A 20,752-nucleotide genomic window follows, 5' to 3' on the forward strand; every position below is an offset into this window, starting at 1 on the left:
CTCCTCCGTTCGGCTCAGGCGGCGAAGAGCCTGCGCAGCTGCTCGCTCACGGCATCGTCCTCGATGAGGAAACCGTCATGCCCGAAATCCGACTCTATTACGACGGGCTCTGATCCGTCGATGGTCGTGGGGAGGCGCGCCGCGATCTTCTCCTGGCCCTCGACGGGGAACAGCCGGTCGCTGTCGATGCCGACCACCAGGGTGCGCGCCGTGACACGCGCCAGGGCGGCGTCGAGACCTCCGCGCCCACGTCCGACGTCGTGCGAGTTCATCGCCTGCACCAGCACGATGTAGCTGTTCGCGTCGAACCGCCTGGTGAACTTGTTGCCGTGGAAGTCGAGGTACGACTCGACGGCGAACCGCCCGTTGTCGCCGAGCGGGCTGATCTCGCTCTGCCAGGTGCGCTCGAACCTCTCGTTGAGCTCCGAGGGACTGCGGTAGTTGATGAGCGCCATCCGCCGGGCGAGTGCGAGCCCCTGGTGCGGGCCGTTCCCGTCTCCTGCGTCGTAGTAGAGGCCGCCGCGGAACAGCGGGTCGGTACGCACGGCCTCGATCTGCACGGAGTTGAGGGCGATCTGGTCGGCCGTCGAATACGGCGGGGCGGCGATGACCGCGAGCCTGGCCACACGCTCCGGGTAGCTGACCGCCCACTCGAGCGCCTGCATCCCTCCCATCGAGCCGCCGACGACGCCTGCCCAGCGCTCGATGCCGAGCACGTCGGCGAAGGCGGCCTGCGCGTTCACCTGATCCCGGATGCTCGTGAACGGGAACCGGGGGCCCCACTCCGTGCCGTCCGGGGCGATGGATGCCGGCCCCGTCGTTCCCTGGCAGCCTCCGAGCATGTTCGGCACGACCACGAAGAACCGGTCGGTGTCGATCGCCTTGCCAGGGCCGATGATCCCCTGCCACCAGCCTGCGGTCGGGTGTCCTGGCCCCGCGGTGCCGACGGCGTGGCTGTCGCCGGTGAGCGCGTGCAGCACCAGGACGGCGTTGTCGTGCTCAGCGGAGAGCGTTCCCCACGTCTCGTACGCCACCCGCACGTACGGGATGCGTTCCCCGCTCTCGAAGTCGAAGGCGCCGATCCCCGCGAAGGACCGCGACCCAGCGGGGTCGGACTCCTTCCAGGCCCCGCTCGCCGGAGGCTTGCCGAGGAGCGACCTCGCTTGGGCGTCCGTGATGAAACTCGACGGGGCCGTGTCGGCGGATGTCTGCCACTCCATGTCTCCATACTGTCTGACCGCGCGGGGGAGGGTGGCTGTGTTACGCGCTCAGCGGTCGCCTTCCCGGTCATCGTGCTCGTCGCGGTCCTCGCGGTCGTGGCCGTGGTCGTCGTGCGGCCGGAGGCGCTGGGTCTGCTCGGTGATGTAGGAGACGATCGTCGCGCTCGCGGTACCGACGATCGCGATGCCGCCCATCATCAGGATGACCGCCAGGATGCGGCCAGGCACGGTCACCGGGACGTAGTCGCCGTAGCCGACGGTCGCCATCGTGACGCAGGCCCACCAGACCGAGTCCCCGAAGCTCAGGATCGTGGCCCCAGGTGCATACCGCTCCTGCTGATAGACCGCGAGCGAGATGACGTACACGAACATCACCACGGTCGACGCGGCGACGATCAGCACCCTCCTGCGCACGTGCGCAGGAGACCGGCCGCGCAGCAACGGGATGCGATGCAGCTCCCGCAGCAGCCGGAACGGCCGCGCGACGGGGAACAGCACAGACGCCAGGTCGATCAGGTTCTTCCTGACGAACAGCCACTTCTTCGCGCTCAGGCTCAACCGCACGACGTAGTCGACGAAGAACGCCGCCCACACCGCGAACAGCACAGCGGTGAGCAGCGCACCGAACCACGCCGGACGCGACGGCTGCAGGATCGACCACGAGTACGCGATCAGGAACAGCACACTGGCGACGAGCAGCGGCCACGCCGTCTTGTCCTCCCAAGCGGTGCGCCTGCTGTCGTCGCCGGTCATGTCAGTCGCCGCTCACCCGCAGCTCGCCCTTGTGGAACCGGTACGGCGCCGCCTGCGCGACCGGCTTGATCACGATCAGATCGAGGTCGACGTGTCTCGGACGCTCCAGCGCATCCACGATCGTCGCCGCGACGTCCTCCGCCGTCAGCGGCTCAGGGACGTCCTGGTAGACCGCATCCCGCTTCTCTTTGTCTCCGCCGAACCTGACCAGCGAGAACTCCTCGGTCGCGACCATGCCTGGCGCGACCTCGATCACCCGGATGGGCTCGCCGTTCAGTTCCAGCCGCAGCACCTCGGTGAGGGCGTGCTCGGCGAACTTGGCCGCGTTGTATCCGCCTCCGCCGACGTATGCGGTGTGCCCGGCGATCGAGGTGATGTTCAGGATGTCCGCGTGGCCGGACTCCGCCGCGCCTGACCGCAGCAGGGGCAGCAGCGCGCTGATGACCCGCTTGGTCGCGATCACGTTGATCTCGTACATCCACACCCAGTCGTCGATGCTCGATTTCTCCACGGAGTCGAGCCCGAGCGCGCCGCCGGCGTTGTTGACGAGAGCGTGGATGGGGCCGGTCGCCTCCAGGTGCGCGCGCAGCGCATCCACGTCCTCCTGCTTGGTGAGGTCGGCGGCGAAGACGTCCGCCCCGGTCTCCTCGGCGAGGCCGGCCAGCCGGTCGGCGCGACGCGCCACCCCGACCACCTCCCAGCCGTTCGACCGGAACAACCGCACAGCGGCCGCCCCGATCCCCGAACTCGCACCCGTCACGACGACCCGTCTCACGCTCATGCGCCTATTCTTCACGGATTACGGCATGTTGCGCGCGCGTTGCCCGCGTTGCCCGGCGCGTCTAGCCTGCTTGTAACGGCGGTGGGGAACCGCTCGACACGCATCCACCCGAAGGAGTGAGCCATGACCGACGCCGCCGACTGGCAGTTCGAGACCAAGCAGATCCACACCGGAGCCGCACCAGACCCGGTGACCAACGCCCGCGCGACGCCGATCTACCAGACCACCTCGTACGTGTTCAACAACGCTGAGCACGCCAAGAACCTGTTCGCGCTCGCCGAATTCGGCAACATCTACACGCGCATCCAGAACCCGACGCAGGCCGTCGTCGAGGAGCGCGTCGCAGCGCTCGAAGGCGGAACGGGCGCCCTGCTCGTCGCCTCCGGCCAGGCAGCGGAGACCTTCGCCGTCCTGAACATCGCCCAGGCAGGCGACCACATCGTCTCCTCCAGCTCGATCTACGGCGGAACGTACAACCTCTTCAAGTACACGCTCGCCAAGCTCGGCATCGAGACCACGTTCGTCGAGAACCAGGACGACGCGGACGAGTGGCGCCGCGCTGTCCGCCCGAACACCAAGCTCTTCTTCGCCGAGACCATCGGAAACCCGAAGATCAACATCCTGGACATCGCGCTCGTCGCCGACGTCGCCCACGAGGCCGGTGTGCCGCTGATCGTCGACAACACGATCGCGACTCCGTACCTCATCCGTCCGTTCGAGTTCGGCGCGGACATCGTCGTGCACTCGGCCACCAAGTTCCTCGGCGGTCACGGCACGGTGATCGGCGGCGTGGTCGTCGACGGCGGAAAGTTCGAGTGGTCGAAGAACGTCGAGAAGTTCCCCGGCCTCACCGAGCCTGACCCGTCGTACCACGGCGCCAGCTACACGGCGGCGGTCGGCGACGGTCTCGCGTACATCATCAAGGCGCGCGTGCAGCTCCTCCGCGACCTCGGCTCCGCCATCGCCCCCGCGAGCGCCTGGCAGCTCATCCAGGGCATCGAGACACTGTCGCTCCGCGTCGAGCGTCACGTGCAGAACGCGCAGGAGATCGCAGAGTTCCTGGAGAACCACCCGGACGTCGCCAGCGTCAACTACTCCGGCCTGCCCACCAGCCCCTGGTACGCAGCTGCCAACAAGTACGCCCCCAAGGGCGTCGGCGCCGTCCTGTCCTTCGAGCTCAAGGGAGGGGTGGATGCCGGCCGCGCCCTCGTCGACAACCTCGCCCTGTTCAGCCACCTCGCCAACATCGGCGACGTGCGCAGCCTGGTCATCCACCCTGCGTCGACCACGCACTCGCAGCTCACTCCCGAGCAGCAGCTCACCGCCGGCGTCACGCCCGGCCTGGTGCGCCTCTCGGTCGGCCTCGAGAACATCGACGACCTGAAGGCGGATCTGACGGCCGGTCTGACCGCCGCCCGCTCTGTCGTGGAGGCAGCGCGCGCTTAAGCACGGCGTTCGTCACGGAAACGAGTGGTCCAGGATCATCCCGGGGCACTCGTTTCCGTGTGGTGCCCGGGAGGGCTGTTCGTGAGGCTCAGGAGCGCGCGACCGCGACGCAGGCGCGCAGCAGCTCGACCGCCTGGAGCGCGTCGGCGACGACGAAGCGCTGGCGGTCGCCTGCGCGGTCGAGTACCGCCCTGCGCAGCAGGTCGGCGTGCTCCGGCCAGCGGTCTGCGGCGAACGCGGCGGCCTCCGACTTGGAGATGATCGCGCCCGTCTCCACCGTGGCGACCAGGCGCGCCGGGCCGAGCGCCACCCAGCGCACGGTCTCCGAACGCACGGGGGCGTCCTGCGCGCGGCCCGCCAGTTCGGCGACCACCCGCTCGCCGAACGGCTCCCAGTAGTCGACGAGATTGGCGCGAGAGAACGCGACAGCCCCTGCCGCCGCATCCGGATGCCGGTCGGCGACAGGGGACCAGATCACGTCGCCGCCGTCAGGGACGCCCTGAACGCCGGACTCGAGCTCGCGCCAGGTGACCCAGGAGAGCTGCGCGCCGGGCTGCGCGGACACGAGAACCCCCTCGATCACCTGCGGGGCGGTCTGCAGCGCGTCAGGTCCCATGGCGATCTCGGTCTCGGTGAGGTAGACGCCGTCGATGTGCGGCTGGGATGCGGCGTGCAGCCCAGCGAGCAGGTCCAGTTCGGCCAGCGGGTCGCGGGTGACGACGAACACCACGTCGATGTCGCTCACCCCGTCGTGCCAGTCGTCGGTGACGGCCGACCCTGTGACGATTGCGCGGCTCACCAGCCCTGGCGCGATCCGCGCCTGTTCGAGGAGGAAGCCGGTGAGGGCGTCCGAGACGGCAGGGGGGAGGTGTGCATCCATGTCAGACCACCGGGGACTCCGCGGCGATCGTCTCTGGCGCTGCCTCCGCGTCCGTGTCGGCGAAGGCGAGCTTGGGGACGAAGAAGAGCAGCACGGCCGCGACGATGGCGCCGACTCCGCAGATCGTCCACACGAGCATGTATCCGAACAGGCTGGCGGCCGTCGCGGTGACGGTCGCGGCGCCGGTGAGCAGCACGACCCCGAAGACGGCGGACGCGAACGAGCCTCCGATGGTCTTCGTGGTGTTGGTGAGCGCGGTGGCGATGCCGGTCTGCCCGCGCGGAGCAGCGGCAGCGGCCGCGGCGGGCAGCGCCCCGACGAGCGCGCCGGAGCCGATGCCGGCGATCGCCATGTTGGTGAAAACCTGCCAGGTCTCGAAGTGGAACGGCAGGAACAGCAGGTAGCCGATGCCCACCAGGAATGCAGCGACGATGAGCGTGACCCGCGGGCTCAGCCACGAGGAGACGATCGGGAACAGCACGGCGCCGACGATCATCGAGATGAGGTACGCGCCGATCAGGATGCTGCGCTGCCCGGCAGAGAGCCCCAGCCCGTAGCCGTTGACAGGGTCGGTGCCGGCGAACGTGCTGAGCGGAGCCTGCGCGCCGAGGAGGCTGATGCCGATGAGCCCCGCCGTGAGCTGCACCGGCCACATGTTCGGGCGGCGCAGCACGCGCAGGTCGATGGCGGGGTCGTCCTGCTTGAGCTCCCAGCGGCCGAACGGGATGAAGGTGAGCACGCCGACCACGATCAGCGCCCAGACCCACCAGGTGCCGACGCCGTTGATGCGCAGGAAGGTGAGGCCGGACGTGATGAGCAGGAGGCCGAGCGTCAGGATGGTGAAGCCCACCGCATCCAGCCGGCGTCCAGGGACCGGCTCCGACTCCGGCACGCCGAACAGGATGGCGAAGAAAACCAGCGTGACGGCGATCGCCGGGACGATGAGGGTGAGCGTGACGTTGCTGCCGAGCGCTTCGAACAGCAGCCCTGCGCCGATCGCGCCGACGATCGCGCCGGCCTCCAGCGCGACGACGAGCAGGCCGGCGGCCTTGCGGGTCTGCGACGCCGCTGTGCCCGTCCGGCGACCACGGTCGAAGATGAGTGCCACCTCGAGAGGGAGCCAGACGACGTAGAAGCCCTGCAGAGCGAAGGCGATGAGGAACGTGGTGAAGTTGCTGGAGAAGGCGAGGGCCCACGTCGCCAGCGCGGTCAGCACCGTGGCGATCAACAGGATGCGCTTGTGCCCGAACATGTCGCCGAGCTTCGCGAGCACGGGAACCACCAGCGCAGACAGCAGCAACTGCGCGGCCTCGAACCAGTTGTAGTCGGCGTCGTGGATGCCCAGATGCTTGACGATGTCGGAGATCAGAGGGACGTAGTACCCCTGCAGAATCCCGCTCGTCACCTCGACGAACGCCAGCCACCCGATCAGCCCGGCCGTCACGCCGAGCGCGACCCTGGACCGTGTCCTCCCTGACTCCATTTCTGGATGCTAACAGCCGGTCGGCGAGTTGGATGCAACAGGCTCGAAACCGCGGAGCGCGCGTGCCGTCACCGCCGTATCGCGGGGAGGAGGGCTGGCCGGTACGGTAGGAGGATGGCAGGTGAACTCGACGACTCAGGATCAGCCGTTCTCCAGGAGACGGAGCGAGAGGTTCTCGGCTGGCTCGAGTTCGGCGAAGCCGCCAGGCATCTCGCCGGGGAGGTCGTGGAGTCCGGCTTCGAGCCCGATCTGGTGGTCGCCATCGCGCGCGGCGGCCTGCTGCTCGCCGGAGCGATGTCGTACGCGCTCGGCATCAAGTCCTGCGGCGCCCTCAACGTGGAGTTCTACACCGGGGTCGACGAGCGCCTGCCAGAGCCCGTCGTGCTCCCTCCGATGCTCGACCAGAGCGCGCTGAACGCCAAGCGCGTCCTGCTCGTCGACGATGTGTCCGACTCCGGGCGCACCCTGGCGATGGTCGTGGACTTGATCGCCGCATCCGGCGCCGATGTGCGCACCGTCTGCCTGTACTCGAAGCCGCGCACCGCGCTGGAGCCCGACTTCGTCTGGCGCCGCACCGACAGGTGGATCACGTTCCCGTGGTCCGCACTGCCTCCCGTGACGGCCGGCGCCTGAACACCGCCGCATCAGGGAGCGACGTGCCGAAGTCTCTCGCCGAGCTGGCCGCCGACGGGTCGATGGACCCCGGCTGGGCCGCCGCGCTGGAACCCGTCGCCGACCGCATCGCCGCGATGGGCGAGTTCCTGCGCGCGGAGGTCGCCGCAGGCCGGCCATACCTTCCAGCAGGCGAGAACGTGCTGCGCGCCTTCCGTGCTCCGCTGGCGGAGGTGCGGGTGCTGATCGTCGGACAGGACCCGTATCCGACCCCGGGACACCCGATCGGGCTGTCGTTCGCCGTCGAACGACACGTGCGTCCCGTGCCGCGCAGCCTGCAGAACATCTACCGCGAACTCCGCGACGACCTCGGCGTCACACCGCCACCGCACGGCGACCTGAGCGCGTGGTCGCGGCACGGTGTCATGCTGCTCAACCGCGTGCTCACCGTGCGCCCCGGCGAGCCGGCGTCGCACCGCGGCAAGGGGTGGGAGGCGGTCACCGACCACGCCATCCGGTGCCTGGTGAAGCGCGGCACGCCGTTCGTGTCGATCCTCTGGGGCAGGGATGCGTCCACCCTGAAACCCCTGCTCGGCGGCAATCCGTCGATCGAGTCCGCGCATCCGAGCCCGCTGTCAGCATCCCGTGGCTTCTTCGGGTCGAAGCCGTTCTCCCTGGCCAACGAGGAGCTGCGGCAGCGCGGCCTGCAGCCGGTGGACTGGTCCCTGGAACCGTAACCTCCACGAAACGGCGGGCGCGTAGGCTTGTGCCGTGCTTGAAGAGGAATACCAGCCGCGCAGGGAGCTGCCCCGGCACCTGAGGAAGACGGAGCCGGCAGAGGCGCCGTTCGAGTACTCGATCCGGGATGCGGTCCCCGCCGACCTGCCCTGGGTGCGCGAGATCTACAACCACTACGTCGCCAACAGCACCGTCACGTTCGACGAGGACGCGATGACGTTGCGCGAGTGGAAGAGCAAGTTCGCCTACCTGCACAAGCTGAACATGCCGTTCATCGTCGCCGTGTCGCCGAGCGGGCAGATCCTCGGCTACGCGCTCGTCTCGCCGTGGAAGCAGAAGCGCGCATACCGCTTCACGGTGGAGAACTCTATCTATCTGGGCGCCGCATCCACCGGCAAGGGTCTCGGCCCCGTGTTGATGCAGGCACTGATCGACAAGTCAAAGGAGGCGGGCCTCAAGGAGATGATCGCGGTCATCGCCGACAAGGGCGCTGAGGCGTCGATCAAGATGCACGAGAACTTCGGCTTCACCGAGATCGGTCGGATGGGCAGGGTCGGCTACAAGTTCGACCGCTGGCTCGGCACCGTGCTGATGCAGCGGTCGCTCAAGTAACGGTTTCGCATCCCCAGGATCGCGGTGCAGGGTCGCGCTGTATTCTGAGCGCACACGCGTCGCCACGCCGACATACTCCGGGGGGAATATATGAAGAAGACGTCTGCATCCGTGGCAGTTCTCGCCGCTGTCGCGGTGGTGCTGGCACTGGCGGGATGCGCGGGGGCCGCTCCGGCCGAACCGCCGACCACGTCCGCGTCGCCGACGCCCGCACCGACCGCCACACAGGCTGCCGCGCCGACCGTTCGCGTGGCGACGACCTGCGACGCGCTCGCATCGCAAGCGCAGATCGACCAAGCGGGTGGAACGCATCTGCCGGCGTCGACGGCCGCGGTGACGCCCAACCCGCCCGGCTACGGCAACCAGCGGATGGGGGTGCTCACCTGCGTGTGGGCGACGTCCGATCCCAACACGGGTGCGGGTCCTGCGGTGCAGATCTCGGTCGTCCCTGACGCGACCAGGGCCGGGTTCGAGGCGTACCGCACGGGCGAGGCCGTGGCTTCCAGCGATACGCCGTCCTCCGTGGGGCCGGACGCGTACACGTACTGCGCAGGAGAGCCAGTGGTCCTCTGCGGCTTCCACGCCCTGCTGCCCCACTACGGCATCGTCGGAACGGTCTTCGGCGGTGGGAGCACCCTCGGGGATGGCGCGCGCTCCGCCATCGACGCGATGCTCGCGCAGACGTACGGGGTGGTCTCCGGGCTGGCGGCGCCCGCCACGGTCTGGCAGCCGCCTGCGCCGGCGCTCCAGGGGGCATCGGACTGCGACGCGATCGTGACGTCGGAGCAGTTGACGGCGGCGACCGGTGTCGGCCCGGCTCACGCGGCGAAGTCGGACGACGGAGAGTATTCGACCTCCCTGTTCAATGTCGCCCACCAGGTCGGAGCCTTCTGGTGCGGCTGGGTGGAAGACGACGGAGGGACGAGCTTCACCATCGGCGTGCTGCCCGGCGGTGCGACGTACCTGGAGCATCTGCGCGGCAGCGACGCGGAAGAGCAGCCCGGCGTCGGCGACGCAGCGTTCTGGGCGCCGGACGGCGACCTGAACGTCGTCGCCGACTCCGGCTGGTTGCAGGTGCGCGCTGTGCCGGGGGAGGGCAAGACGGCCCCGACGCACGACCAGCTCGCTGCGCTCGCGAAGCAGATCATCGCCAACCTCGGCACGACGTGACACGCGGGAGGCGCGATCCGTCGCCTCGCGCCGCTCGCCGCGACGGGTGACTAAGGTGGCGTTCGTGACCACCGTGACTCCGGACAACGGCCGCGTCGCCTCCGCCGCCCCCGCGACGCCCGCGAACCTGCCGCTGCGCAAACGCCCTGTCGACATCTTCTTCATCGTGATGTTCTCGCTGTTCATCGTGACGTGCATCATCAGCGACGCCATCCCGACGCTCGGCATCCCGCAGACGTCGACGACCACGAACCTGTTCGCGCAGTGGAACTACACGTACTCGTCGCAGTACGACCCGCTCTACCAGAACCCGCCGATCTGGCTGCGTTTCATCACGGGCACCTCGGCGTTCATCTACCTGCCGTTCTACGTGCTGCTCGTGATCTGCCTGTCGAAGGGCTACAACTGGATCCAGCTATATGCGGTGATCTACGCCACGATGATCATCAGCCTCACGGGCATCCCGATCTTCGGCGTCGAGTTCTTCGGCGACGCCGCCCAGCGCACCCCGCAGCCGATCATGTTCCTGCTCTACAACGGCCCGTATGTGCTGGTGCCGTTGCTGCTGCTGATCCGGATGCGCAAGCCGCTGCCGTTCACGCGGCGGTTCTAGCCCCCCCGAGCTCGAGCAGTCCGACGCCGCCGATCACGAGCACGATGCCGGCGATCTGCACCCAGGTGAGGGATTCTTTGAAGAACACCCACGAGATGATCACGATCGCCACCACGCCGACCGCCGACCAGATCGCGTACGCGATGCCGAGGGGTACGCCGCGACCGAGCGAGAGGGACAGGGCGGCGAACGAGGCGACGTAGCCGACCACCACGATCAGGTACGCCCACCATTTGGGGTTGTCTCCCGAGGTGAATTTGAGGAACGTGGTCGCGATCACCTCGGTGGCGATGGCGATGCCGAGGAAGAGGTAGCCGAGCACTGCTGTTGCTCCTGTCAGACGGCCGGATGCCGGTCAGTACACAAACTAGCGGGAGGACCACACGATGGACCAGGACGACCAGCAGCCCCAGCACCCCGACGAGCACCAGAGGCAGAAGCCACGAGTCCGCCAGCTCAGGATCGTGGTCGAGGCGGACGACTACGACGAAGCGCTCGCGTTCTTCCGCGACGTGCTCGGCCTCGACGAGCAGGAGTCGTACTCCGGCGACGGGGGAGCGGAGGTGGCCATCCTGGATGCGGGCCGCGCCACCCTGGAGATCGCGAACCCAGCCCAGAAGGCCATGATCGACGACGTCGAGGTGGGCAGGCAGGTGGCTCCGCACATCCGGTTGGCGTTCGAGGTGGACGACAGTGCCGCAGTCACCGCCGAGCTGGTGGATGCGGGCGCCGAGCTTATCGCGCCGCCCACCCGCACGCCGTGGAACTCGCTCAACGCACGACTCGCGGCCCCTGCCGGGCTGCAGCTCACCGTGTTCCAGGAACTCGGCGACCGCGCCTGACAGGGGCCGCGATGGGGTCGACAGCGGAGCGAGCGTCAGCTCTTCGGCGTGGCCCTGCTGATCACGAAGTATCCGCTGACCGCCGCGAGTGCCGTCGGGACCAGCAGCCACGCCACCACTCCGACAGGGCCCATCGTTGCGAACCATTCGCCCACCGCGTGCCAGCTCGACGTGAACGTGATCAGGGCGACGGCTCCGACGATGATCAGCACGAGCGCCGCTCCTGCGACGAGCACGCCGTTCATCCGCCAGCGCATGTACAGCGTGCCGCTGACCGAGCCGACGAAGAAGAAGAACAGCATCGCCACGAACACGATAAACAGGCGGGCGAAGAACCCGCCTCCACCGAAGTAGATCGACGTGAACAGGTGGCCGCCGAGGCCCCAGCCGCCCGTCGCCTCCTCCAGCGCGGAGAGGATCGTGAAGCCGATGGCGTACCCGGCCGCCAGCATCACGAAGGTCAGGGCGGAGCCGAGGTAGAAGTCGCGCCTGGTCACGCTGTAGCCGAGCGCGAACGGGAACGTCATCGAGATCACCTGGATGCCGACCACCAGCATGTAGACGAAGATGTAGAACCCACCGCCGCTCCACTGGGTGCCCTCGAAGGCGTGGGCGCGGTCGGCGGGCGCCGTCGCGGCCCAGATGATCCACCAGATCAGGTAGTTCACCAGCCAGATGAAGCCCATGATCATCATCGGCACCCAGATGGTGGTCCACTTGTTGACCAGGTTCAGTCTCACCACCCGCCAGATGCGGTGGGCGGACGCTGGCGTTGTGCGGAGGTTCACGGCCTCCGGCGTGATGGCGGTCATGCGCTCTGCTCGAATTCTGTCGCTCGGACGTTGGTCTTGCGGACGATGAGTTGCTGGAGGGAGACCGGGCTGAGTTCGAGCCCGGCCGCGACGGCCTGCGCCCTGTCGCCCTGCGACAGACCCGAGACCGTGACGGAGGCGAGACCGCCGACGCCGTCGCGGTGGATGACGTCACGGCCGGCGACGAACTGCTCGACCGCTCCGCGCTGCCCGACCACGGTGGTCGCTGAACCGCGCATCTCCTCCGCGTCCTCGTCGATCAGGATGCGTCCCTGGTCGATCACGATGACGTGTTCGAGCAGGTTGGCGACCTCGTCGATGAGGTGGGTGGAGAGGATGATCGTGCGCGGGTGCTCCGCGTAGTCCTCGAGGAGGCGGTCGTAGAAGATCTGCCTGGCGACCGCATCCAACCCGAGGTACGGCTCGTCGAAGAAGGTCAGCGGCGCGCGGGAGGCGAGGCCGACGATCACGCCGACGGCCGAGAGCTGTCCGCGGGAGAGCTTCTTGATGCGCCGGTCGACCGGGAGGCGGAAGTCGGCGATCAGCTGCTCGGCGAACTCCGCATCCCAGTTCTCGAAGAACCAGGGTGCGCTGCGGAAGACGTGCTTCGGCTGGAAGTCGTCCGGGTAGCGCTGGCTCTCCTTGATGAAGCAGAGGTTCTGCAGCACGCGGGCGTTCTCCACCGGGCTCTCCCCGAACACCTGGACGTCACCTGCGGTGGCGAAGACCTGGCCGGTGAGGAGCTGCATGATCGTGGTCTTGCCCGCGCCGTTGCGGCCGAGGAGGCCGTAGATCTTGTTCGGCTTGACGGTGAAGCTGATGTCGTCGATCGCGGTGAACGATCCGAAGCGCTTGGTGAGGCCGTCGACGTGGACGGCAGGCGCGATCGAGGTGGGTGTCGCTGTGGCGGTCATGCGCTCACTCCTTCCGTGGTGATCATTTCGGTGAGTTGCTGGGGGCCGATCCCGAGCTTCGCCGCTTCGGCGAGCAGGGGGCGGAGGTATTCGTCGCGGAACGCGTCGCGCCGCTTGGCCATGAGGCGCTCGCGGGCGCCGTCGGCAACGAACATGCCGATTCCTCTCTTCTTGTAGAGAATCCCGTCGTCCACCAGGATGTTGACGCCCTTTCCTGCTGTGGCGGGGTTGATGCGGTAGAAGGCCGCGAACTCGTTCGTCGACGGCACCTGGGTCTCTGGGGGATACACGCCGTCGATGATGTCGTTCTCGATCTGTTCGGCGATCTGAACGAAGATCGGCTTTCCCTCTTCGATCATCGGTACCTCCGGCTCTCTAACCTCATGGGTTAGTTACTGATGTAACTAACCAACCAGGTTGACGACGATCTGTCAAGACATTTCTCGGCGGGGGATCGGCGGGGATAGCCTCGGAGCATGGCCGAACTCCACGAGCTCACCGCTCTCGCCCTCTGGCAGGAACTGCAGGCGGGCAGGGTCTCACCCAGGGAACTCGCCTCCCACTACCTCGACCGGATCGACAGGCTCAACCCGCAGCTCGGCGCCTTCGTCACGGTCACCAGGGAGAACGCGCTGGCGCGCGCCGACCGGCTCGCCTCCGAGGTGCCGAAGACCGCACCGCTCTGGGGCCTGCCGTCGGGCGACAAAGACCTGTGGATGCGCGCAGGAGTCCGCACGGGGTTCGGCTCGCGGCTGCTGGCCGATTTCGTCCCTGACACCTCGGACGAGATCGTCGAGACGCTGGATGCGGCGGGCGCAGTCAGCCTCGGCAAGACGAACGCCCCCGAATTCGGCCTCCCCGCATACACCGAGTCGCTCGCGGCCCCTCCCGCCAGGAACCCGTGGGACCCGTCGCTCGGCTCCGGCGGTTCCAGCGGAGGGGCGGCCGTCGCCGTCGCCAGCGGGATGCTCCCGTTCGCGCCAGGCTCCGACGGCGGCGGTTCGGTGCGCATCCCCGCCGCCGCCTGCGGCCTGGTCGGTCTGAAGCCGACGCGCGGGCTCGTCCCAGCAGGCAGCGGCATCGACTCGCTCGCCGGCCTGGTGGTCGACGGCCCGCTCGCACGCACCACGGCCGATGCAGCCCTCCTCCTCGACGGGATGATCGCCAAGCGCGACGGCCGCATCGACCACCACTACACGCTGCGCGCCCCGTACGACGACGACGGCCCCTTCCTCGGCACAGCCGTGCGCGGGGAGGGCCGCTTCCAGCTCGGCGTCATGACGACCTCGGCCTGGGACGACGCATACGAGATCGTCATCGCCCAGGAGGCCAGGGCGGCGCTCGACGCAGCAGTGGATGCGTTCACCGCGATGGGCCACGGAATAGAGGAGACCGCGCTCGTCTCCGACCCGACGTACGCGCCGGCGTTCCGCACGATCTGGCAGGCGGGCGCAGCGCGCATCCCGGCGGAGGGCGAAGCGGAGAACCTGCTCGAACCGCTCACGAAGTGGCTGCTCGGCAAGGGGAGGGCGATCAGCGCGAGGGAGCTGAGCGAAGCGCTCTCGGCACTCACCGCGTACGAGCGCTCCCTCATCCGGCAGCTCTCGTCGTTCGACGCCGTGCTCACCCCGGCGATGGCCATGACCCCGCGCCCCGTCGGCTGGTACGACCAGGAGGACGGCGAGCGGAACTTCGAGCAGCAGGTGCAGTACACCCCGTTCACGTCGATGCTGAACGTCTCCGGGCTCCCGGCGATCGTGCTGCCCATCCTGCAGACCGACGACGGCCTGCCGATGGGCGTGCAGCTCATCGGCCGTCCAGGCGGGGAACGCACCCTGCTGTCGCTCGCCGCCCAGCTCGAACGGAAAGTGCGCTGGCAGCTCCGATACCCGCCGGTCTGGTGACCGGCGTACGATGACCGGCGTGAGCGTGGACGACTCGTTCGGTCCTGCACTCGGCGAAGCGTCGCGGCTCGCCGAGCGGTGGCTCGACGGCGTCCGCGACGGCAGCATCCCGGCCACGGCGACCATCGACCAGGTCAAGGATGCGCTCGGCAGGAGCATCCAGGATCGCGGAGACGACGCGACGACGGTGCTGCGCCGGATGGGCGACGCCATCGAGCCCGGGCTGCTCAGGATGCACTCTCCGCGCTTCCACGGCTGGGTGATCGGGGGTGCGCATCCCGTCGCGCTCGCCGCCGACTGGCTGGTGTCCGCCTGGGACCAGAACGCGACGCTGCGCACGGTGACGCCCGGAGTGGTCGCGGCGGAGGAGCTGGCGGGGGAGTGGATCGTCGAGCTGCTCGGTCTCCCGCCCGCCGCGGAGGCCGGATTCGTGACAGGCGCGACGATGGCGAACTTCGTCGGGATCGTCACGGCCCGCGACCACGTGCTGCGCGAGGCGGGATGGGACGTCGCTGCGGACGGCCTCTCCGGTGGTCCGCGCGTGCGGTTCGTCGCCGGTGCGGAACGGCATGGCTCCCTTGACGAGGCCGGCCGGTTCGCCGGGCTCGGCGCAGCGCAGCTCGTGGACGCCGACGACGAGGGCAGGATGCGGGTGGATGCGCTGCGCGAGACGCTCGCGGAAGGCGACGGGCCGACCATCGTCTGCCTGCAGGCAGGCAACGTCCACTCCGGTGCGTTCGACCCCATCGCCGACGCCGTGGAGGTCGCGCACGCCGCCGGTGCCTGGGTGCACATCGACGGGGCGTTCGGGCTGTGGGCCGCAGCGTCGCCGCGGCTGCGTCACCTGACGGAGGGGATGGCGGCGGCCGACTCCTGGGCGACGGACGCGCACAAGACACTCAACGTGCCGTACGACTGCGGCATCGCGATCGTCGCGCATCCCGAGCTGCTGCACGCGTCGTTCGCGCAGCACGCCGCGTACCTGACGGCGACGGAGGTGGGCTCCGATCCGAACGACAGGGTGCCGGAGCTGTCCAGGCGCGCCCGCGGGGTGCCGGCGTACGCGGCGCTCGCCCAGCTCGGGCGGCACGGGGTGGCCGAACTGGTGGAGCGGTTGGCGGACGCGGCCGACGAGCTCCGGGCGCGGCTCTCCGAGCTGCCGGAGGTGCGCATCCTGAACGACGTGGTGTTCACGCAGGTCTGCGCGACGTTCGGCAGCGACGAGCGCACGCGCGCCGTGACCGGCGAGCTGGCGCGCGACGGCGTCGCCTTCGGCTCTCCGTCGCACTGGCACGGGCGCGACGTGCTGCGCTTCTCGGTGAGCAACTGGCTCACCGACCGCGCGGAGGCCCGGCGCACCGCTGCCGCCGTCGCCGACGCCCTCACGCGCATCCCGTAGCCTGGCGGCCGGATGCCGGCGGGGGATGCCGGCGGGGATGCCGGCGGGCGATGTCTGGGGTGGTGCCGGAGCTAGTTGACCGGCCCTGTGTACTTCTCGCCTGGACCCTTGCCGAGCTCATCGGGGATGGGGGACGCCTCGCGGAAGGCGAGCTGCAGGGAGCGCAGGCCGTCGCGGAGGCTGCGGGCGTGCTGGTCGCCGAGGTGCGCCGCGCTCGCGGTGACCAGGCCGGCGAGGGCGTCGATGAGCTTGCGGGCCTCGTCGAGGTCGGTCTGCGCATCCGGGTCGTCGGCGAGGCCGCACTTGACCGCGGCGGCGCTCATCAGGTGCACCGCGGTGGTCGTGATGACCTCGACGGCGGGGACTTCGGAGATGTCGCGGGTGGCCGCGCTGACGTCGTCGGAGTCGTCGAAGACGTGGGATGTGTCGCTCACTGCTTTCCTCTGTTAGAATCGTTCGGGCTCCGGGACTTCTGTCTCGGTACGAAAGTGGAGATTCCTCCCACCCGCGCTTGACCGCTTGACTAGGTTACCGGGTTGTTGCACTCCGCCAACGCGCGCAAGCGCGGGGGTAGACAGGGTGCTGTACCAGGCCTGCGAGAAATCGCAGGAATGCGTTGGTGCGTGGAAAATCCTCTTTCGCCGGTGTCGTCACCCGACGAGATCGCGGCCGCGAAGTATCGCTTGATCAGAGGAGAAAAGCATCAGCGATCCCCGTACCAATGACCGTATCCGCGTCCCGGAAGTTCGACTTGTCGGCCCCAGCGGAGAGCAGGTCGGCGTCGTCAAAATCGAGGTCGCCCTCCGTCTCGCGCAGGAAGCAGACCTGGATCTGGTTGAGGTTGCTCCCAACTCCAAGCCGCCTGTCGCGAAGATCATGGACTACGGCAAGTTCAAGTACGAGGCTGCGCAGAAGGCGAAGGAAGCCCGGCGCAACCAGGCGAACACCATCCTCAAAGAGGTGCGGTTCCGCCTCAAGATCGACAAGCACGACTACGAGACGAAGCGCAAGCGCGCCGAAGGCTTCCTGAAGGCCGGCGACAAGGTGAAGGCGATGATCCTGTTCCGGGGTCGCGAGCAGTCGCGACCCGACCAGGGCGTCCGTCTCCTCCAGCGTTTCGCAGAAGATGTCGCCGAGTTCGGCTCGGTGGAATCCAACCCGACCATCGACGGTCGAAACATGGTCATGGTCATCGGCCCTCTGAAGAACAAGTCAGAGGCCAAGGCCGAGGCCAACGCACAACGTGCCGCCACGAAAGCGCGGGCCCAGGGCCGCGACACCGAGGTGGTTGCTGACGCAGACGACTCTGCTCAGTCCGAAGAGAGTTCGCCCGCCGAGGCGACGAACGAGGAGAAATAATGCCCAAGCAGAAGACCCACTCCGGGGCCAAGAAGCGCTTCAAGATCACCGGCAGCGGCAAGGTCATGAAGCAGCAGGCCGGTATGCGCCACAACCTGGAGGTCAAGTCCAGCGACCGCAAGCGTCGCCTCAACCAGGAGCAGGTCGTTCCCGAGGTGGATGCCAAGGTCATCCGCCGCATGCTCGGCAAGTAACCCCACCCGACTTTTTTAAGGAAGTAAAGAAGACATGGCAAGAGTAAAAAGGGCGGTCAACGCTCACAAGAAGCGTCGGGTCATCCTCGAGCGTGCCGAGGGCTACCGCGGACAGCGTTCGCGCCTCTACCGCAAGGCCAAGGAGCAGGTCACTCACTCGCTGGTCTACAGCTACCGTGACCGCCGTGCGCGCAAGGGCGACTTCCGTCGTCTGTGGATCCAGCGCATCAACGCCGCGAGCCGCGCCAACGGCCTCACCTACAACCGTCTGATCCAGGGTCTGGGTCTCGCGGGCGTCGAGGTCGACCGTCGCATCCTCGCCGAGCTGGCCGTCAACGAGCCCGCCACCTTCGCGGCTCTGGTGCAGACCGCCAAGAAGGCCCTCCCCGCCGACACCTCGGCGCCGAAGGCTGCTGCGTAACCCGCACTCACCACCGTCAGAACCCGGTCGACCTCGCGTCGGCCGGGTTCTTGCGTTTCCGCGCCGTCGAGTCCGAAGTTGTTCACACCAGGCAGCGGCGTGTCGCCTGAACAACTTCAGGCTCGATGATGCGGGGACGGGCCCTAAGCTGGGGACATGCTTGACAACCCGCGCTCACCGCGCGTTCGGGCCGTTGCCAAACTCGCGAAGCGCGCCGCCAGGGCCGAGACAGGGCTGTTCCTCCTCGAAGGACCGCAGGCGGTGGCAGAAGCGCTGTCGTTCCGCCCCGAGCTCGTGGTCGAGCTCTACGCGACGCCGACGGCGCTCGAACGATACAGCGACATCGCCCAGACAGCCGTCGACGCCGGTGTCGACGTAGAGTTCGTCACCGAGCAGGTGCTGGATGCGATGGCCGACACGGTCACGCCGCAGGGCTTCGTCTCCGTGTGCCGTCAGTTCCCCACCTCGGTGAAGGACATCTTCGCCGACCGGCCTCGGCTGGTCGCGATCCTCGAAGAGGTGCGCGACCCTGGCAACGCGGGAACGATCATCCGCGCCGCCGACTCCGCGGGGGCCGATGCCGTCGTGCTGACCGGGCGCACGGTCGACCTCTACAACCCGAAGGTGGTCCGCTCGACCACCGGCTCGCTCTTCCACGTCCCCGTCGCGGTCGGCGCCAGTCTCGACGACGTCGTGCAGCGCGCCCACGGCGCCGGTCTGCAGGTGCTCGCGGCCGACATCAAGGGAGAGGACCTGCTCGCAGCGCGCACGGACGGGCAGCTCGCCCAGCCCACCGTGTGGGTGTTCGGAAACGAGGCGCGCGGTCTGGCGGACGACCTGCTGCATTTGGTCGACCGCGTCGTGACGGTGCCGATCTACGGCCGCGCAGAGTCGATGAACCTGGCCACCGCAGCGAGCGTGTGCCTCTACGAGTCCGCGTTCGCGCAGCGTTCGGCCGACATCCTGGACTGAGCCGACTGGATCGAGCTGACTGGGCTGAGCCGTCTCGGCCCAGCCGGCCCAGCCGGCCCGGCCGACCGCCGCGCGAGCGGCCGTCAGTGCGCGATGACCGGCTCGTTCGGCTCCTGCGCATCCGCGGAGACGGGGGCGCCTCCGGGGTTCCCGAGCGACGCTCCGTTCCCGCGGCGGCGGTAGAGCAGGCCGGAGAGGATCGCTCCGAAGACGAAGAACCCTGCTCCCCACCAGTACGCGGTGGCGTAGCTGTGCACGGCGGCCTCTGCTGCGACGGACGCGGTCGGCGGCAGGTGCGACGCCACGTAGTTCGTGGCCGCCGTCGCGGCGAGCGTGTTGAGCAGTGCAGTGCCGATCGAGCCGCCGACCTGCTGGCTGGTGTTCACCATCGCCGACGCGACACCGGCGAAGTGCCTGTCGACGCCGAGGGTCGCGGTCTGGATGGCCGCAGGCATGATCGAGCCCATGCCGGTGCCGAGGATCATCAGAGCGGGCAGCACGTCGGACGCGTAGTTCGCCGTGACGCCGAGGTGGGTGAGGTAGACCATCCCGACCGCGGCGATGGTCATGCCGATCGGCACCATCACCTTCGGCCCGAACCTGGGCACGAAGATGTTGGTCGAGAGCTGAGCGGCGATCACCAGCATCACGATCATCGGCAGGAAGCCGAGCCCGGTCTGGATCGGGGTGAACCTGAGCGTGGTCTGCAGGTAGTAGGTGACGAACAGGAAGATGCCGAACATCCCTGCGCCGGCGATCAGGATCGACGAGTACGACGCCCCTCGGTTGCGGTCGAGCACGATCGACAGCGGCAGCAGGGGATGCGCGGCCCTGCGCTGCCAGAGCACGAACGCGATCAGCAGCACGGCCGAGGTGGCGAGCAGGCCCCAGCTCTGCGGGGAGTCCCAGCCGTCCGTCTCCGCGTTGGAGAAGCCGTAGACGAGGCTGAACAGCGCGCCGGAGACCAGGATCGTGCCTGGCACGTCGAGCTTCGGCCGAGGGCCGGAGCGGGCGACGCTGCTCACGAAGATGCTGGCGCCGATGACGGCGACGATCGCGATGACGACGTTGATGTAGAGGTTCCAGCGCCAGTCGAGCTGTTCGGTGAGGAATCCGCCGAGGAGCAGGCCGACCGCGCCGCCGGCTCCCGCGATGGCGCCGAAGATGCCGAACGCGCGCGCACGCTCCTTGGGGATCGTGAACGTCGTGGTGAGCACGGCGAGGGCGGTCGGGGCGAGGAGTGCGCCGAACGCGCCCTGCAGCGCCCTGGCTCCCACGAGCATCCCGAAGGTGCCTGCCGCGCCGCCGAGAGCCGACGCCCCTGCGAAGCCGATGAGGCCGATGATGAAGGCGCGTTTGCGGCCGATGAGGTCGGAGAGCCTGCCGCCGAACAGCAGGAGGCTGCCGAAGGCGAGGGAGTATGCGGTGACGATCCACTGGCGGTCGGCGTTGCTGAAGCCGAGGTCGGCCTGTGCCGACGGGAGGGCGATGTTCACGACCGTGGAGTCGAGGACGACCATGAGCTGCGCGAGGGCGACGGTGACGAGCGTCCACCAGCGGCGGGTCGAAACGGGAGGGGGATTCTGCGACATGGAGGTCAGCATATACGAAACTAACGAGTTCCGGA

24 protein-coding genes are annotated in these 20,752 nt (G+C 68.4%); 13 read left to right on the top strand and 11 right to left on the bottom strand.

What is annotated here, in order from left to right; all coding sequences use genetic code 11:
• Window positions 1–14: 14 nt before the first annotated feature.
• The 3 genes from metX to ASE16_RS04480 are packed head-to-tail and all read right to left on the bottom strand — an operon-like array spanning window position 15 to window position 2,754.
• Complete coding sequence (metX, locus tag ASE16_RS04470) at window positions 15–1,220, bottom strand: homoserine O-acetyltransferase MetX (protein WP_055891019.1); 1,206 nt, start codon at window positions 1,218–1,220, stop codon at window positions 15–17.
• A 48-nt stretch (window positions 1,221–1,268) separates the two neighbouring features.
• Entirely contained in the window at window positions 1,269–1,973 is a 705-nt protein-coding gene (locus ASE16_RS04475; protein WP_055891022.1) for a potassium channel family protein, read from the bottom strand.
• A gap of 1 nt (window position 1,974) precedes the next feature.
• On the bottom strand, window positions 1,975–2,754 hold the full coding sequence (locus ASE16_RS04480; RefSeq protein WP_055891024.1) for an SDR family oxidoreductase: 780 nt from the start codon (window positions 2,752–2,754) through the stop codon (window positions 1,975–1,977).
• Between the two features lie 123 nt (window positions 2,755–2,877).
• Between ASE16_RS04480 and ASE16_RS04485 the strand changes: the two genes are divergently transcribed.
• Complete coding sequence (locus tag ASE16_RS04485; RefSeq protein ID WP_055891026.1) at window positions 2,878–4,200, top strand: bifunctional o-acetylhomoserine/o-acetylserine sulfhydrylase; 1,323 nt, start codon at window positions 2,878–2,880, stop codon at window positions 4,198–4,200.
• 88 nt (window positions 4,201–4,288) lie between these two features.
• Here ASE16_RS04485 and ASE16_RS04490 read toward each other — a convergent pair whose 3' ends face one another.
• Both ASE16_RS04490 and ASE16_RS04495 read right to left on the bottom strand, forming a co-directional pair.
• Window positions 4,289–5,080 carry an aminoglycoside adenylyltransferase domain-containing protein gene (locus tag ASE16_RS04490; RefSeq protein ID WP_055891029.1) on the bottom strand — a complete coding sequence of 264 codons (792 nt, stop codon included), beginning with the start codon at window positions 5,078–5,080 and terminating at the stop codon, window positions 4,289–4,291.
• 1 nt (window position 5,081) lies between these two features.
• Window positions 5,082–6,563 carry an MFS transporter gene (locus tag ASE16_RS04495; RefSeq protein ID WP_055891032.1) on the bottom strand — a complete coding sequence of 494 codons (1,482 nt, stop codon included), beginning with the start codon at window positions 6,561–6,563 and terminating at the stop codon, window positions 5,082–5,084.
• A gap of 114 nt (window positions 6,564–6,677) precedes the next feature.
• Here ASE16_RS04495 and ASE16_RS04500 point away from each other — a divergent pair, with 114 nt between their 5' ends.
• The 5 genes from ASE16_RS04500 (at window position 6,678) to ASE16_RS04520 (ending at window position 10,308) form a co-directional block, all read left to right on the top strand.
• The gene (locus ASE16_RS04500; RefSeq protein ID WP_055891645.1) at window positions 6,678–7,196 is read left to right on the top strand and encodes a phosphoribosyltransferase; all 519 of its coding nucleotides are present in this window, start codon (window positions 6,678–6,680) and stop codon (window positions 7,194–7,196) included.
• Window positions 7,197–7,219: 23 nt separating this feature from the next.
• Window positions 7,220–7,912, top strand: coding sequence for a uracil-DNA glycosylase (locus ASE16_RS04505; protein ID WP_200949546.1), 693 nt, complete (start codon window positions 7,220–7,222; stop codon window positions 7,910–7,912).
• Window positions 7,913–7,946: 34 nt separating this feature from the next.
• On the top strand, window positions 7,947–8,525 hold the full coding sequence (locus ASE16_RS04510) for a GNAT family N-acetyltransferase (protein ID WP_055891039.1): 579 nt from the start codon (window positions 7,947–7,949) through the stop codon (window positions 8,523–8,525).
• A 90-nt stretch (window positions 8,526–8,615) separates the two neighbouring features.
• A complete protein-coding gene (locus ASE16_RS04515) occupies window positions 8,616–9,695 on the top strand; it encodes a hypothetical protein (RefSeq protein ID WP_055891043.1) in 1,080 nt (359 codons plus the stop codon).
• A gap of 64 nt (window positions 9,696–9,759) precedes the next feature.
• Complete coding sequence (locus ASE16_RS04520) at window positions 9,760–10,308, top strand: DUF2781 domain-containing protein (RefSeq protein WP_055891647.1); 549 nt, start codon at window positions 9,760–9,762, stop codon at window positions 10,306–10,308.
• On the opposite strand, the gene ASE16_RS04525 is transcribed toward ASE16_RS04520, so the two are convergent.
• Complete coding sequence (locus tag ASE16_RS04525; protein ID WP_055891045.1) at window positions 10,292–10,630, bottom strand: DMT family transporter; 339 nt, start codon at window positions 10,628–10,630, stop codon at window positions 10,292–10,294. The genes ASE16_RS04520 and ASE16_RS04525 overlap by 17 nt on opposite strands.
• Window positions 10,631–10,694: 64 nt before the next feature.
• On the opposite strand from ASE16_RS04525, the gene ASE16_RS04530 reads away from it, so the two are divergent.
• Window positions 10,695–11,150 carry a VOC family protein gene (locus ASE16_RS04530; RefSeq protein WP_055891048.1) on the top strand — a complete coding sequence of 152 codons (456 nt, stop codon included), beginning with the start codon at window positions 10,695–10,697 and terminating at the stop codon, window positions 11,148–11,150.
• Window positions 11,151–11,185: 35 nt separating this feature from the next.
• Here the strand turns inward: ASE16_RS04530 and ASE16_RS04535 are convergent, their stop codons facing one another.
• The 3 genes from ASE16_RS04535 to ASE16_RS04545 are packed head-to-tail and all read right to left on the bottom strand — an operon-like array spanning window position 11,186 to window position 13,235.
• Window positions 11,186–11,962, bottom strand: coding sequence for a hypothetical protein (locus ASE16_RS04535; protein ID WP_055891051.1), 777 nt, complete (start codon window positions 11,960–11,962; stop codon window positions 11,186–11,188).
• The gene (locus tag ASE16_RS04540) at window positions 11,959–12,876 is read right to left on the bottom strand and encodes an ABC transporter ATP-binding protein (RefSeq protein ID WP_055891054.1); all 918 of its coding nucleotides are present in this window, start codon (window positions 12,874–12,876) and stop codon (window positions 11,959–11,961) included. The genes ASE16_RS04535 and ASE16_RS04540 overlap by 4 nt, the downstream gene beginning before the upstream one ends.
• Complete coding sequence (locus tag ASE16_RS04545) at window positions 12,873–13,235, bottom strand: GntR family transcriptional regulator (protein ID WP_055891057.1); 363 nt, start codon at window positions 13,233–13,235, stop codon at window positions 12,873–12,875. The genes ASE16_RS04540 and ASE16_RS04545 overlap by 4 nt, the downstream gene beginning before the upstream one ends.
• A gap of 117 nt (window positions 13,236–13,352) precedes the next feature.
• Between ASE16_RS04545 and ASE16_RS04550 the strand changes: the two genes are divergently transcribed.
• Together ASE16_RS04550 and ASE16_RS04555 are read left to right on the top strand one after the other, a co-directional pair.
• Complete coding sequence (locus tag ASE16_RS04550; protein WP_055891061.1) at window positions 13,353–14,780, top strand: amidase; 1,428 nt, start codon at window positions 13,353–13,355, stop codon at window positions 14,778–14,780.
• A gap of 10 nt (window positions 14,781–14,790) precedes the next feature.
• Window positions 14,791–16,179, top strand: coding sequence for a pyridoxal phosphate-dependent decarboxylase family protein (locus ASE16_RS04555; protein ID WP_055891065.1), 1,389 nt, complete (start codon window positions 14,791–14,793; stop codon window positions 16,177–16,179).
• Between the two features lie 71 nt (window positions 16,180–16,250).
• Here ASE16_RS04555 and ASE16_RS04560 read toward each other — a convergent pair whose 3' ends face one another.
• On the bottom strand, window positions 16,251–16,613 hold the full coding sequence (locus ASE16_RS04560; protein WP_055891069.1) for a DUF1844 domain-containing protein: 363 nt from the start codon (window positions 16,611–16,613) through the stop codon (window positions 16,251–16,253).
• A 268-nt stretch (window positions 16,614–16,881) separates the two neighbouring features.
• On the opposite strand from ASE16_RS04560, the gene infC reads away from it, so the two are divergent.
• The 4 genes from infC to ASE16_RS04580 all read left to right on the top strand — a co-directional run bounded on the left by infC (window position 16,882) and on the right by ASE16_RS04580 (window position 19,125).
• Window positions 16,882–17,538 carry a translation initiation factor IF-3 gene (gene infC, locus ASE16_RS04565; RefSeq protein WP_082581227.1) on the top strand — a complete coding sequence of 219 codons (657 nt, stop codon included), beginning with the start codon at window positions 16,882–16,884 and terminating at the stop codon, window positions 17,536–17,538.
• Window positions 17,538–17,732 carry a 50S ribosomal protein L35 gene (gene rpmI, locus ASE16_RS04570; RefSeq protein WP_055891076.1) on the top strand — a complete coding sequence of 65 codons (195 nt, stop codon included), beginning with the start codon at window positions 17,538–17,540 and terminating at the stop codon, window positions 17,730–17,732. The genes infC and rpmI overlap by 1 nt, the downstream gene beginning before the upstream one ends.
• Window positions 17,733–17,766: 34 nt before the next feature.
• Window positions 17,767–18,153, top strand: a complete 387-nt coding sequence (rplT, locus tag ASE16_RS04575; RefSeq protein ID WP_055891081.1) for a 50S ribosomal protein L20 — start codon at window positions 17,767–17,769, stop codon at window positions 18,151–18,153.
• A 156-nt stretch (window positions 18,154–18,309) separates the two neighbouring features.
• Window positions 18,310–19,125 carry a TrmH family RNA methyltransferase gene (locus ASE16_RS04580; RefSeq protein WP_055891085.1) on the top strand — a complete coding sequence of 272 codons (816 nt, stop codon included), beginning with the start codon at window positions 18,310–18,312 and terminating at the stop codon, window positions 19,123–19,125.
• Window positions 19,126–19,208: 83 nt separating this feature from the next.
• On the opposite strand, the gene ASE16_RS04585 is transcribed toward ASE16_RS04580, so the two are convergent.
• A complete protein-coding gene (locus tag ASE16_RS04585) occupies window positions 19,209–20,717 on the bottom strand; it encodes an MFS transporter (protein WP_235500353.1) in 1,509 nt (502 codons plus the stop codon).
• Between the last annotated feature and the right edge of the window lie 35 nt (window positions 20,718–20,752).

Origin of the sequence: Leifsonia sp. Root227, assembly GCF_001428745.1 — a bacterium.
GTDB lineage: Bacteria > Actinomycetota > Actinomycetes > Actinomycetales > Microbacteriaceae > Leifsonia.